11 protein-coding genes and 1 other RNA gene are annotated in these 14,525 nt (G+C 55.0%); 1 reads left to right on the plus strand and 11 read right to left on the minus strand.

The window, feature by feature from the left end:
• Positions 1-74: 74 nt before the first annotated feature.
• Positions 75-776: a pirin family protein gene (locus SP99_RS19320; RefSeq protein ID WP_025759872.1), complete on the plus strand. Its 702-nt coding sequence runs from the start codon at positions 75-77 to the stop codon at positions 774-776.
• A 71-nt stretch (positions 777-847) separates the two neighbouring features.
• Here SP99_RS19320 and SP99_RS19325 read toward each other — a convergent pair whose 3' ends face one another.
• The 11 genes from SP99_RS19325 to garR all read right to left on the minus strand — a co-directional run bounded on the left by SP99_RS19325 (position 848) and on the right by garR (position 14,514).
• Positions 848-1,990, minus strand: coding sequence for an IS481 family transposase (locus tag SP99_RS19325; protein ID WP_047959517.1), 1,143 nt, complete (start codon positions 1,988-1,990; stop codon positions 848-850).
• Between the two features lie 114 nt (positions 1,991-2,104).
• Entirely contained in the window at positions 2,105-3,409 is a 1,305-nt protein-coding gene (locus SP99_RS19330) for an L-cysteine desulfidase family protein (RefSeq protein WP_047959518.1), read from the minus strand.
• 20 nt (positions 3,410-3,429) lie between these two features.
• The gene (locus SP99_RS19335; RefSeq protein WP_047959519.1) at positions 3,430-4,761 is read right to left on the minus strand and encodes an SLC5/6 family protein; all 1,332 of its coding nucleotides are present in this window, start codon (positions 4,759-4,761) and stop codon (positions 3,430-3,432) included.
• 261 nt (positions 4,762-5,022) lie between these two features.
• Positions 5,023-5,433: a Spy/CpxP family protein refolding chaperone gene (locus SP99_RS19340; protein WP_045286334.1), complete on the minus strand. Its 411-nt coding sequence runs from the start codon at positions 5,431-5,433 to the stop codon at positions 5,023-5,025.
• Between the two features lie 153 nt (positions 5,434-5,586).
• Positions 5,587-7,881, minus strand: a complete 2,295-nt coding sequence (gene pflB / locus SP99_RS19345; protein WP_047959520.1) for a formate C-acetyltransferase — start codon at positions 7,879-7,881, stop codon at positions 5,587-5,589.
• A 15-nt stretch (positions 7,882-7,896) separates the two neighbouring features.
• A complete protein-coding gene (gene tdcD, locus SP99_RS19350; RefSeq protein WP_047959521.1) occupies positions 7,897-9,105 on the minus strand; it encodes a propionate kinase in 1,209 nt (402 codons plus the stop codon).
• 29 nt (positions 9,106-9,134) lie between these two features.
• The gene (gene tdcC, locus SP99_RS19355; RefSeq protein ID WP_047959522.1) at positions 9,135-10,466 is read right to left on the minus strand and encodes a threonine/serine transporter TdcC; all 1,332 of its coding nucleotides are present in this window, start codon (positions 10,464-10,466) and stop codon (positions 9,135-9,137) included.
• Between the two features lie 9 nt (positions 10,467-10,475).
• Positions 10,476-11,465, minus strand: a complete 990-nt coding sequence (tdcB, locus tag SP99_RS19360) for a bifunctional threonine ammonia-lyase/L-serine ammonia-lyase TdcB (protein WP_047959859.1) — start codon at positions 11,463-11,465, stop codon at positions 10,476-10,478.
• A gap of 115 nt (positions 11,466-11,580) precedes the next feature.
• Positions 11,581-12,501 (minus strand): transcriptional regulator TdcA, encoded by a 921-nt coding sequence (gene tdcA, locus SP99_RS19365; RefSeq protein ID WP_047959523.1) that lies wholly within the window; start codon positions 12,499-12,501, stop codon positions 11,581-11,583.
• 686 nt (positions 12,502-13,187) lie between these two features.
• Positions 13,188-13,564, minus strand: an RNA gene (rnpB, locus tag SP99_RS23345) — RNase P RNA component class A.
• Between the two features lie 59 nt (positions 13,565-13,623).
• The gene (gene garR, locus SP99_RS19370; protein ID WP_047959524.1) at positions 13,624-14,514 is read right to left on the minus strand and encodes a 2-hydroxy-3-oxopropionate reductase; all 891 of its coding nucleotides are present in this window, start codon (positions 14,512-14,514) and stop codon (positions 13,624-13,626) included.
• Positions 14,515-14,525 lie beyond the last annotated feature (11 nt).

Consider the following 14,525-nt stretch of genomic DNA (forward strand, 5'->3'; position numbering starts at 1 on the left):
CCCGGCAGAATATCTGGCTAACAATGCAGCGTCCATACCTTTACCATTGTTTTAGTGTAAAGAGAGGTCAGTTTATGATTACGACAAGAACAGCTAAACAGTGCGGACAAGCCGATTTCGGTTGGCTGCAGGCCCGCTACACCTTTTCCTTTGGACACTACTTTGACCCTAAACTCCTCGGTTACGCATCACTACGTGTGTTAAATCAGGAAGTGCTCGCCCCGGGCGCCTCCTTCCAGCCGCGTACGTACCCGAAAGTCGATATCCTGAACCTGATCCTGGAAGGCGAGGCAGAATACCGCGATAGCGAGGGCAATCATGTCCAGGCGAAGGCTGGCGAAGCGTTATTAATTTCCACACAGCCGGGCATCAGCTACAGCGAGCATAACCTCAGCAAAGACAAAACGCTGACCCGCATGCAGCTGTGGCTTGACGCCTGCCCTGAGCGGGAAAACCCGCTGGTACAAAAGCTAGACCTGACGGGCGATAAACAGCAGCTGATTGCATCGCCTGACGGCAGCAAAGATAGCCTGCAGCTGCGTCAGCAGGTGTGGCTGCACCATATCGAACTGAAGAAAGGTGAACAGGCGAGCTTCCAGCTTCACGGTCCGCGCGCCTATCTGCAGTCGATTCACGGCACGGTGCATGCGGTAACGCATACGGAAGAGAAGGAAGCGCTCACCTGCGGTGACGGGGCGTTTATTCGTGATGAAGCGAATATCACGCTGGTGGCGGATACGCCGCTGCGCGCGCTGCTGATTGATTTGCCAGTGTAAGATATTCCCCCTCTCCCCTGTACAGTCCGGGGACATGGTAGACAGGTGTTCGGGGACATGGTGAACACTTTTTAACATCCTTTACCCATGGTGATCGACTTTTTCTTCAGGTCGATCACCCCCACTTTCGTGCTGTACCACCACACTTCATAGCAGCCATCCTCCTGCGTCTCCTTCAGTCCGACCCGTTCTCCCCTGAACGCTTTACCCGCGCTCAGACTTACCCCTTTCACGCTCAGCTTTCCGCTGATATCCACTTTCCTGACCATTACGCCCTCGTCGTATTCCGGGGGCGTTGTGTTGCCGCTGTACCGTCGCGATGACGGCTGATACCGCGAGCCCGGTACCGCCATATCCAGCGCCTCATGCGGGCGTTCAAGGTTATAGACCGTCCGCCAGTGGTCGAAGGCGCGCTGCAGTTCACCGCTGTCCGCGAACCACTTCCCCTGCAGCACTTCCGCCTTCAGGCTGCGGTGAAAACGCTCCAGCTTGCCCTGCGTCTGCGGATGATACGGCCGGGAGTGCCCCACCCGGATACCCTGGCGCATCAGCCACAGCTCCAGTGCCGTCCAGGTGCCGGTGGTGTCTCCCCACGGTGAGCCGTTATCCATCGTCATCCTGTCCGGCAGGCCGTAGCGTTCAAACACGCTGACCAGCTGCTGCTGCACGGTCTCTCGACGTTCATCGTTACAGTGCACCAGGCACAGGGAAAAACGGGAGTGGTCGTCCAGCAAAGTGAGCGGATGGCAGCGGCCACCGCCAAAGGGAAAGTGGCCCTTAAAATCCATCTGCCAGAGCCGGTTGGGCGCGTCATGTTCGAACCGTCCCGTGGCGGGAATGCCCGGTGAAGTGCCCGGCAGCAGGCCGTGACGGGCCATCAGGGTATGAACGGTGCTGAAGGCGGGCATGGTGTGCCCCTGGTCTTCCAGCCAGCGCTTAATCTTGCGGGCTCCCCAGCGTTGATGACGGTCATGGGCCATGCGCAGCAGGGCAGTAATGTCGTCAGATGAGCGGTTCGGGGAATGGTGCGGTATGCGCGGGCGGTCCTGAAGGCCGGAGGCCCCTTCCTCCGTCCAGCGACGAAGCCACTTGTAGCCGGTGGCAGGTGAAATGCCGAAGCGACGGCAGAGGGAACGGATGTTCGCTCCGTCCTGCGAGGCGAACAAAACAAACTCGGTACGTAATGACATGGTATCTCTCGCATCCCAGGGCATAAGCGACTCCATAAACGGGTTCTTATGCCTTAGTTGTAAGTGTCTACCATGTCCCCGAACAAGCGTTCACTATGTCCCCGGACCGTACATCCCCAGAGGGATGAGGGGGGAAGTTCACAACACCTTACTCGCCATAATCTCAATTATCTGCCGGTCCGTGGCCTGCATCGAACGGCACGCGAGCGCGCACAGATTCGCGATCGATTGCTCCACATCGTGCGCCACAATGCCTTCGTTGCCCGTCACAGCCGAATCATCCAGCGCCATCATCACCGCTTTCCACGCACTTGCCACGCTGGTAGAGACCTTCATGGCACAGCTGTTTGAAGCGCCGTCGCAGATCATCCCGCTGACGTCGCCGATCATGCTGCTGATGGCCATCGCAATCGTCTGATAACTGCCGCCCATCAACCACGCCATACCCGCCGACGCCCCCATAGCCGCGGTTGTTGCCGCACACAGCGCCGACAAACGCGGAAGCTGGGCGTGAATATAAATAGCGGAAAGATGAGACAGCATCAGCGCCCGCGCCAGCCGTTCGTCGTCGGCCTGAACGTGCTCAGCGACCACCACCACCGGCATGGTGGCGGTAATGCCCTGATTGCCGGAACCCGAATTGCTCATCGCTGGCAGCGTCGCGCCGCCCATGCGGGCGTCCGAGGCCGCACTGGTGCGAATAACAATGTCTGAACCCAGATCCTGTGCCAGCCATCCGCGCGCACGCTGCTTATTCAGCGTGGCACCAATGTGCAGCCCCCACTTCCCGCTGAGCCCTTCCCGGGAGAGCGCATCGTTTAGCTGCCCTGCTTCCAGGATAAAACGGATCGCCTCAAACGGCGCCTGCTCGACAAACTCCAGGATCTGCGACAGCGTGGCGTTTGTCAGCACCGCCAGCGGATCGTCATTTTCTTCGCCCTGTTGCTCCTCAAGCGCAAAGCGCGTTTCGTCCTGATAAACCACCTCCACCACCCGGGTATGCTCACCGGCAATGGTCACCATTGCCGAGGTATCTCCGGCATATACCCGGGCGCGCGAGTAGAGGATTTCATCGCACGGCTCCTGCAGTTTCACCTGGACCTTACCTGAGTTCAGCAGCGATTTGGCCTGTACCAGCGCCCCGGCTGACGCGTCTTTTAACACCTCCAGCCCGGCGTGTGCGTTACCGCCAATCGCACCCAACGCTGCCGCAATCGGTAACCCGACCATGCCGGTTCCCGGCACCGTCACGCCAAGCCCGTTTTTCATCAGGTTCGGCGAGACCCACGCCTCAATCTGTGTGACATCACCCGGCAGAAGGTCTGCGGCCATCGCGCAGGCCAGCGCCAGAGAGACGGGTTCGGTACATCCAAGTGCGGGTTTAACTTCTTCCTGCACTGCGCGAATAAATTGATTCCATAAAGGATAAGTTTGCTCAGACATCGTTACGACCTTAATAATCCTCAGGAGAAGGCGAGGAAAGGAGAAACACAAAGCAGCAGCCCGGTGATAACAATAATCACCAGCGAAACGCCTTTATATTTGTGCAGTGCCGGGACCTTACAGACCAGCCATGCGGGGATCAGGCAGCCCACCATGCCAAAAATGGGGCTGCAAATAGACGTGAAGCTCAACACCGGCGCATTTAATACAATCGCGCTCCAGGCCAGCAGGATGGCGAACAGCATAATCCCGCGCTGGACGGCGTTCTCATTGATTTTCTCTGCCGGCATTTTGCGGCGCAGGATATTCATGACGATACCCTGCGTGGCCTCGCGAAAACCGAGGTAGACGCCGAAGAATGCGGTCATGACGGCAAAGATATTCAGGATCACGCTGACGATTTTGACCCAGCCCGCGCCGTCGCCGCTGATAAACTGCGCCGCTATCGCCAGGGCAGAGATATTCTGTTCATAGGCTTTGACCGCCTCATCGTGCCCCATCGCCAGCGTAAAGGAGACTGCATAGAAGAAGACCGTTACAAACAGCACACCAAAGGCAATGTTCATTGCCCGCAGCGCTTTATGACGCGCCACCTCCACGGATTTTTCCCGTGAACGGTATGAGATCACCATCGGGCTCAAGGTCTGAATAAACAGAATGGAGGTCAAGGTAAAGGGCAACGTGATGATGGCGTTTTTAACCAGCAGCCCTACGGGCGGCAGCATGCCTACGTTGGCTAAATGCCACAGACCTATCATCGACACTCCCAGCGCCGCGACCACGAATAATTTGGTCAACACCATCAGGCTGGAGACTTTAAACAGCAGCTTTTCCCCCCGTGAAGAGATGGCCACCAGAATACAAATCAGGAATAACCCGTAGAATGGATTTTCAGAGAGCAAATGGTCGGTCACACCGAAGGTATGCAAATACGATGCGCTGTCGTTGGTAATGGCGGTGGAATAGACAAACATCCAGATCACCAGCATCACGAAATAGAGCGCACCTAATAAAATACCCCAGTTCTTGCCTAAATAACCGCTAATGACGCTCGGGTAGTCTTTGCATTCCGGTGATTCCGCAAGGGTATTAATAAACAGACGCTGGAATAAATACATGGCCGGATAACCGATTATGGACGAGAGTAAAAAGACCCACAGCCCCATGAGTCCTACCTGCACTGGGAGAAAAACAATCCCCGCGCCGATAGCCATCCCGATACTCATGATGACCCAGCCCGTATCGGTGCTGTCGAATTTAATTGCCGCTTGCCACTCACTTTCGCTCATTCCCGCACGCCTTGCCGCGGGGGAATCATTCACAATCACACTGCTGTTTGTTGCCGTATCCATTGGGCACTCGCTTATTTTGTAGGGTAAACAGTTGTTTTTATAGGTTTCCGATCGCCAGCGATTGCGATTCAGAGGGTTGCAGGTGTGTGTTATTGGTGTGGGAAGATCATATCCGGAGCGCGGGAGAAAAAGGTCACAACATTAATAAGGATATTCTTTGTCGGGAGGAAATTTTGCTTCTGAAGGAGGATATTTAAAGCCAGTTTTCTAAAAGTGATGACGATCAAGAAATAAATACCCGCGCCATGCGCGGGTAGGAAATCACTCAGCCAGCGCGTTAGCCATATCGGTTCTGATCTGCTTGCGCTGCTCCGGCGTCAATACCTGGCTGACGTCGAAGTAATATTTCACGCGGTAATAACGGGTCTGCTCTTCAATTTTGCTGAATGCGGTAAGCTGGCTTTTCACCGTGCTTTCGTCCCATTTACCAGCCTGGAACATGTCGATCAGTGCGCCGTCCTTCACACCCGTCATCGGGATCTTGCTGACATTTTCTTCCAGCTGCTTATGCAGATCTTCAATCTTCTTAACCTGTTCGTTGCTGAGCTTCAGGTGCTGTACCAGCGGATCCTGGGAGGGCGACGGGGCAGCCTCAACGTTAGCGGCCTGCGCCGTAAAACTGCACACCACCAGTGAAGCAGCTGCCAACGCAATGCGGGTCATTTTCATCATCTTACAGTCCTTACAATCTGTTATAGGAAAAAGCAGGCGTATTGTTTTTCAAGAACGGATGAATATGTGTGAGTAATTATATAAACAATTTTGTATGTTAAGCGGGCCAAAAAAATGCCCCCTGCGGTGAGGGGGCATCAGGACTGACTTGCGTCAGATGGATTGCGTAAACGTCCTGGAGATTACATCCTGCTGCTGCTCACGCGTCAGGGCATTAAACCGCACCGCATAGCCTGAAACGCGGATCGTCAGGTTCGGATAATTCTCCGGATGCGCAATGGCATCCAGCAACATCTCCCGATTCATGACGTTGACGTTAAGATGCTGTCCCCCCTCAATGGCCGCTTCATGGTGGAAGTAGCCGTCCAGCAGCCCCACCAGGTTAGTTTTGCGCACCATCTCATCTTTACCGAGCGCCTGCGGTACGATGGAGAAGGTGTAAGAGATCCCATCTTTGGCATAGGTGAACGGCAGCTTAGCGACCGAGGTTAACGAAGCCACGGCTCCTTTTCTGTCGCGACCGTGCATCGGGTTCGCGCCTGGCGCAAACGGCGTGCCGCCACGGCGTCCGTCCGGCGTGTTGCCGGTCTTCTGACCGTAAACCACGTTGGAGGTAATAGTCAGGATCGACTGAGTCGGTACCGCGTTGCGGTAGGTTGGCAGTGCCTGAATTTTCATCATAAAGCGCTCCACCAGGTCACAGGCAATGCTGTCCACGCGGTCATCGTTGTTGCCGTACTGCGGGTAGTCCCCTTCTATCACAAAATCGACCGCCAGACCGGTGTGGTCGCGCACCGGTTTCACGGTGGCGTATTTAATGGCGGACAGGGAATCCGCCGCCACCGACAGGCCAGCAATGCCGCAGGCCATGGTGCGGTAAACGTCCCGGTCGTGCAGCGCCATCAGCGAGGCTTCGTAGCTGTACTTGTCGTGCATATAGTGAATGAGATTCAGCGCGCTGATGTACTGCACCGCCAGCCAGTCCATAAAGTGATCGAGGCTCGCCATCACGGTGTCGTAGTCCAGCACGTCATCCAGCAGCGGCTCGGTTTTCGGGCCGACCTGGATCTTCAGCTTCTCATCCATCCCGCCGTTGATCGCGTACAGCAGCGTTTTGGCGAGGTTGGCGCGGGCACCGAAGAACTGCATCTGCTTGCCGATCACCATCGGGCTGACGCAGCAGGCAATGGCGTAGTCGTCGCTGTTGAAGTCGGCACGCATCAGATCGTCGTTCTCATACTGCAGCGACGAGGTGACGATCGATACCTGCGCGGCATATTTCTTGAACGCGATCGGCAGTTGTTCAGACCAGAGGATCGTCAGGTTAGGCTCCGGCGCAGGCCCCATGGTGTGCAGCGTATGCAGATAGCGGAAGCTGTTTTTGGTCACCAGCGTCCGCCCGTCCAGCCCCATCCCACCGATCACTTCCGTCGCCCAGATCGGATCGCCGGAGAAAAGCGTGTCGAACTCCGGCGTGCGCAGGAAGCGCACCATGCGGATCTTCATAATGAAGTGGTCGATCAGCTCCTGCGCCTGGACTTCATTCAGCCGCCCGGCCTGCATGTCGCGCTCAATGTAAATATCGAGGAATGAGGCCGTGCGCCCCAGCGACATCGCCCCGCCGTTCTGGGATTTCACCGCTGCCAGGTAGGCAAAATAGACCCACTGCACCGCTTCCTGGGCGTTCATCGCCGGACGTGAAATATCAAAGCCATAGTTTGCCGCCATCTGCTGGATCTGCAGCAGCGCACGTTTGTGTTCCGCCAGCTCCTCACGCAGGCGGATCGTCGCCTCAAGATCTTCACCACGTTCCAGTCTCGGCTGGAGATCGGCAAACTGCAGTTCACGCTCGCGCACCAGATAGCTGATGCCGTACAGCGCCACGCGGCGATAGTCGCCAATGATGCGCCCGCGCCCGTAGCCGTCTGGCAGCCCGGTCAGCACCCCGGATTTACGGCAGCGCATCATCTCCGGCGAGTAGACGTCAAATACGCCCTGGTTATGGGTTTTGCGCAGATCGGTAAACAGGTATTCGAACTGCGGATCCATTTCACGGCCGTAGGCTTCAAACGAGCTGCGGATCATGTTGATCCCGCCGTAAGGATGCAGGGCGCGCTTAAGCGGTTTATCGGTTTGCAAACCGACGATCGTCTCCAGCTCCTGGTCGATATAGCCCGGTCCGTGAGCCGTAATGGTGGTGGCGATATTGGTGTCAAAATCCACCGGGGCGTGGGTGGCATTCTCCTGACGAATGCCGACCATTACCTTCTGCCACAGCGCCGTCGTTGCTGGCGTCGCCTGCGCGAGGAAAGCTTCGTCGCCTTCATAAGGGGTGTAGTTATGCTGAATAAAATCGCGCACATTGACGGCGTTTTTCCATTCTTCACCGCGAAACCCGGCCCATGCGTCGCTGTAGGGCGCGACGCCCGTATCGATTGTTACTATCATCTTATTCTCGCTTTATCAGGCGTAAGCCGCAGCCGGGGTAACCTTCCCAAGACGGAGGGCATCCAGTGCGATCATTTTTTCTTCGTTGGTAGGGACAACCGCGCAGGCTACGCGGGACGACCCGGTGGAGATCACGCGCTCACCCGCGCTGCCCGGCAGGGCATTTTTGGCGTCGTCGAGGATGAGGCCAAAGACCTTCAGGTGTTCCGCCACCAGCGCGCGGATAAGTTTCGAGTTTTCGCCGATACCGCCGGTAAAGACCACGCCGTCCAGGCGGTGCAGCGATGCCGCGTGCCCGGCGATATGGCGCGCAACGCGGTGAACGAAGGTCTGGATCGCCAGCTGTGCCCGCTCATTGCCTTCGTGCCAGGCCTTCTCCAGCGCACGCAGATCAGACGAGAGGCCGGAGATCCCCAGTAATCCGGACTCTTTATTGACCACGCGCTCCAGATCCTCGAACGACTGGCCGGTCTGCTGGGCAATCCACGCCATGGCTCCAAAATCCACGTCGCCACAGCGTGTGCCCATCACCAGCCCTTCCAGCGGCGTCATACCCATGGAGGTATCCACGCTTTCGCCATTGCGCACCGCGCAGATGGAGGCGCCGTTACCGAGATGGGCAATCACCAGACCGCTGTTATCGGGGGACAGCCCGAGAAGCGCCTGCGCCCGCCCGGCCACGTAGCGGTGAGAGGTGCCGTGGAAGCCGTAGCGACGCACGCCCAACTCTTCAAAATAGCGGTACGGTAAGCCATACAGATACGCCTGCGGCGGCAGCGTCTGATGGAAGCTGGTATCGAACACCGCAACCTGCTGCACGCCAGGGAAGAGGCGCTCTGCGGCTTCCACGCCGCTTAAGTTGGCGTAGTTATGCAGTGGCGCCAGCGGGGAAACCTGACGGATCTGCGCAATCACCTCCTCCGTAATCAGGGTCGACTCGCTGAAGAGGTCGCCGCCGTGAGCAATGCGATGGCCAATTAAGGCCACGCTGCTCATCAGGTTACGCTTCTCCAGCTCCAGGGCGATGGCAGCCAGCGCCCCTTCGTAGTCATGGTGAGCCAGTCTGGCTGGCTCACCCCCGTTTACGGAAATAAAGGCGTTATCTGTGTTGATGCCATCTGCAATGCCCGTCATCAGGGCGTCACAGGCGCTGGCATCGATCACCGAAAACTTAACAGAGGACGAACCGCAGTTAATAACCAGTACTACCGGAAACTCAATCATGGTGTGGCTCCGCTCTTCCTGAGCTTTGGTTAGAACAGTTTGTAAACGATATTCAGAATGGTCAGCAGGCCCACAACCGTGACGAAGATGTTCTCCGGTCTGCCTTTATACTTCGCCATGGCTGGCGCTTTGCGGATGGCATACATCGGCAGCAGGCACAGCAGAGAGGCGATGATCGGCGCCCCCATCGCTTCGATAAGGTCAAGAATGTTCGGGTTGGCGTATGCAACAATCCAGGTGGATCCCATAATGAACACCATACTGATGGTGTTCAGCTTGCCCACAGAGACCTTCTTCTTGTCGCCCTTATAACCGAACTTCAGGATCAGACCGTTCAGCCCTTCCAGCGTGCCCAGGTAGTGACCAAAGAAGGATTTGAAGATAGCGACCAGCGCGATGATGGAAGCCCCGTATTCCAGTACCGTCGCGAACGTCGATTTGGTTCCCGACATCGAGGCAAAGTGGTTCGCCAGGTATGAGAGCACAGGAATGTTCTGCGCTTTGGCATCCGCCATGTTCTGCGGAGAGAGCGTAAACAGGCAGCTAAAGGCGAAGAACATCACCACGGCGACCATCAGCAGGCTGGCACGACCGATAATTTTGGAACATTTCTGCTCGGTAAATTCTTTCCCGTACGCCGGCTCGTACTCTTCACGCTTGGAGACCACAAACGAGGAGACAATCGGCGAGAAGTTAAAGGAGAAGACCATGATGGAGATGCCCAGCCACACCGTCACCAGAATGCCATCATGGCCGGTGAAGGCGATATCGCTCAGGTTGACCTGGTCGATAACCGCCGAGTTCCAGTAAGGGATCAGCGACAGGGAAATCAGCACCAGACTGGCGATAAACGGGAACACCAGGAAGCTCATTACCTTCACCATCAAGTCTTTGCCGAACCAGATCACAAAGGCCATCAGCAGCAGCAGGAACAGCGCCACCACGCCGCGGTTCAGCGCGGGCAGCTGGAGCTGGTTTTCCCAGAAGGTCATAAAGGTGTTGGTAATGGTAACGCCGTAAATCCACAGCAGCGGGCAAATGGCGAAGAAGTAGAGGAAGGTAATGACCACCCCACCGGTTTTACCAAAATGCTCTTCCACCGTTTCGGTGATGTTGCCGGAGACGTTGCTACCGGACAGGCACAGACGCGCCAGCGCACGGTGGCAGTAAAACGCGATCGGGAAGGCGAGAACCAGCATCAGCAGGATAGGGATCAAGCCACCAAAGCCTGCGCGAATGGGGAAGAACAGCACGCCTGCGCCAATGGCGGTTCCGAACAGGCCAAGCGTCCAGGTGGTATCAGACTTACGCCAGGAGGACGTTTTTGTCTGGCCAACGATAATGCTTTCTGTGTTGCTCATAGGTCACCTTTATGCGTCAACGAAGCCGGTAATTTGGGAAACACGGGAGAGGTCAATATTGCCGCCGGAAATAATGCAGACGGTTTTACGACCCTGAATATAGTGATCAAGCTTGCCGCTTAATAACGCGGCACAGGCCAGCGCGCCGGCACCTTCGGTCACCACTTTATTTCGCTGAATAAGTGCAATCATGCTGTCGCGAATGTTCTCTTCACTGACCAGTACGATGTCATCGACCAATTCACGAACAATTTCGAACGTTAATTTACCCGGGCGAGAGACATCGCAACCGTCGGCTAATGTACCGGTGACGCGATGATTCATAATTTCTCCGGCCTGATACGATGCCGCCATGCCGTGAACATTTTCTGACTGCACGCCGATAATATTGATGGTGGGGTTGATGGATTTAATCGCCGTCGCGATCCCGGCAATTAAGCCGCCACCGCCGATTGGCACAATGACGTTATCCACATCGTACAAGTCTTCGAGAATTTCCAGCCCGATGGTGCCCTGTCCGGCGATCACTTTGGCGTCATCGTAAGGCGGGATAAAAATACGCCCTTCCATCTCGACGATTTCGCTGACTTTGGCGATGGTGTCATTGAAGTTCTCCCCGTGCAGCACTACCTCCGCCGAGTAGTCGCGCGTCGCGGCGACTTTAGACTTTGGCGCGCCCATCGGCATCACCACTTTGCCGTCAATGCCCAGCATGGCACAGGAGAGAGACACCCCCTGCGCGTGGTTTCCCGCAGAACAGGCAACTACGCCTTTGCGTCTTTCCGCATCGGTAAGCGAGCTTAGTTTGTTGAACGCACCGCGAATTTTAAAGGAGCCGGTACGCTGCATATTCTCAAACTTAAGGAATATTTCACCCTTACAACGTTCGCTGAGGTAATTTGAGCGCGGCATGCCGGTTTTATATATTTTTCCTGCCAGTCGTTTTCTGGCATCCTGAATATCTTCAATCGTTACCGGGAGATCGTAGGTAATATGCATAATATCCTCGTTATAATAATTCATTCTTTTCAGGCAAAGTCAGGGTATCAGAGCACGGCTAAAATAAGCTCTGGGTGTTTTAAAAAGGTTTAATACTTATCCGGGAGTTAATATATCATCGTCGTCTTTCGCCAGTGAGTGACGCATATTGTTTTGCCAGTTCGACTAATACTGACGCCGATTTTTTTATTCTGTAATTTTTTGACCATACGGCGGCATAACGCGCCACGGGTAATTCATCTTCCACTGGCAGGACAATAAATTGATCGGAACCGAACGGGGCAATCATGTCACGGGGAATGACCGTCAGATAATCGGCATTCAACACAAGGTTATAAATGGTGACAACGGAATCGGTCTGGACGATATTTTCAATGCTGATGTGGTTGTCTTGCAGGGTAGTCAGGAGTTCTTTGTAGTAGCCCATGTCGGTTTGCGGCATCACCCACTGCTCGTGGGTGAGCGATGCCAGTGTCGTCGGGCCGATGCACGTTCGTGATTTGCTGGCTACCAGCACAAACTCGGATTCAAACAGCGGCTCGACGTGCAGATCCTGCAGCAACATTTCATCGCTCAGCGTACCGATGGCAAAATCCAGCCGACCGTCGCGAATGGCCGGCAGGAAAGATGACAACTGCGCTTCATACATGGAGACACGCGCTTTCGGGAACACTTCCTTGAATTTTTTGATCATTTCAGACAGGAAGGTAAAACCAATCAGCGACGGATAGCCAAAGGAGACGTCCATGACGGTGCTGAAACTCAGGCTGTTGATTTCGCTCACCATGTTTTTCATCTCACGGGTGATCGACTCTGAGTACGAGAGCAGAACCTGGCCCGCGGCAGTGAGTTTTACGCCGGTGTTTTTACGCACCATCACTTCGACGCCAAAGTAGGACTCAATATCGCTGATAATTTTGCTGACGGCGGGTTGTGTCAGCCCCAGTTGTCTTGCTGCAGAACCTATGGAGCCACTTTTAATGACTTCCTGAAATACCACGAGGTGCTGTGTTTTCGGTAGAATAATAGTGTTCATAATATTCTGCGCTTATTTCTCTATGACGGAGTGGATTCTACTCAATAATGTTTCAGGGGGTATGTGCTGTCACTCACAATTTGCCTTTTCGCACCCAATACAGACCGGACAAAAACCCATTAAAAGCCTTTATTATCAATACAATAAACCCATCACGACACGCCATTACGCTGATATTGATCAATAAAAACCGGGGTAATAAATTTATTTTATGGCAATAACACGGATAAATTTTCCTTCATTAAAAAAATCAATAAAGACGATCTTTCAGGCAATTAAAGGACAATAAATAACCACCACTCTTTTGAAACATTCTTTTAATTTCTAAAAATTTTCAGGCGTGATTGGGCAGACTGGCACTAAAAAGTGGAATACGTCACACATTCATGGAGTGAATGTTTTTAATTTCAATATATTTATATCAAACGAGAAAAAAATCGAGATCATCAAAGTAACAATCATAACAAACTATCAATACCAAAAAATGACCACTTTTTAGCGTGAAATTTTGTGATGACGATCGTCTACAGAAGCGGGATGAACACTGACGGGGCAAAAACAGTGAAATGTGCTTAATGTCGCAAATATGAGAATTGATGTCGTTTGTACGGTTGCCGGGTGGCGCTGCACTTACCCTACCTACACACCCGGAAAGTAAAAACCCCGCCGAAGCGGGGTTTTCTAAGAAGTGAAACTGACCGATAAGCCGGGTTCTGTCGTGGACAGTCATTCATCTAGGCCAGCAATCGCTCACTGGCTCAAGCAGCCTACCCGGGTTCAGTACGGGCCGTACCATGTGAACCCCTATTTGGCCTTGCTCCGGGTGGAGTTTACCGTGCCACGGACTGTTACCAGCCGCGCGGTGCGCTCTTACCGCACCCTTTCACCCTTACCTGATCCCGCTTGCGCGGGCCATCGGCGGTTTGCTCTCTGTTGCACTGGTCGTGGGTTTCCCCCCCAGGCGTTACCTGGCACCCTGCCCTATGGAGCCCGGACTTTCCTCCCCTCCGCCCGTCTCCCCCGAAGGGGACGACGACGAAGCGGCGACTGTCTGGTCAGCTTCGGCGCGCAGTATAGAGGGTTTGCGCGCCGCTGTCACCCTCAGGTGTGGGCAAGACGCGATTAACGGGCGACTTCCACCTTCGCCAGCTTTTCGTAATAGCACGCAAGCGCGCTGTGGTCGGCCGTGCCCAGGCCATCCGCGCGCAGCGCCTGCATCATCTCCATGACCGCCGCCGTCAACGGCAGCTGGGCTCCCACGCCGTGAGAAGTATCCAGCGCGTTGGCCAGGTCTTTAATGTGCAGATCGATACGGAAGCCAGGTTTGAAATTTCGGTCCATCACCATCGGCGCTTTGGCATCCAGCACGGTACTGCCCGCCAGCCCACCGCGAATAGCCTGATAGACCAGGTCCGGGTTGACGCCCGCTTTGGTTGCCAGCGTCAGCGCTTCCGACATGGCGGCAATGTTCAGCGCCACAATTACCTGGTTCGCCAGCTTGGTCACGTTGCCCGCACCAATTTCCCCCGTATGCACCACAGATCCCGCCATCGCTTTCATCAGGTCGTAGTATTTGTCGAAAACGGCTTTCTCACCGCCAACCATGACCGACAGCGTGCCGTCGATCGCTTTTGGTTCACCGCCGCTGACCGGCGCGTCCAGCATATCAACGCCCTTTGCTTTTAACGCCTCGCTGATTTCACGGCTTGCCAGCGGCGCGATAGAGCTCATATCGATCAGCACCAGGCCCGGCTTCGCACCGTCGATAATTCCGTTCTCACCCAGCGCGACCTCTTTGACATGCGGTGAGTTTGGCAGCATGGTGATGATGACATCGCACTGCTCAGCAATGGCTTTGGCGGTGGTGGCCGTTTCTGCGCCAGCCGCCATGAGCTCAGCCACGGCCTGCGGATTGTGATCGGATACCACCAGTGAGTAACCTGCTTTGATGAGGTTCTTACTCATTGGTTTACCCATGATCCCCAGGCCAATAAAACCCACTTTCAGCGTCATAGTTTTTTCCT

The organism is Enterobacter sp. BIDMC92 (assembly GCF_001030225.1).
Taxonomy (GTDB): Bacteria; Pseudomonadota; Gammaproteobacteria; order Enterobacterales; family Enterobacteriaceae; genus Enterobacter; species Enterobacter sichuanensis.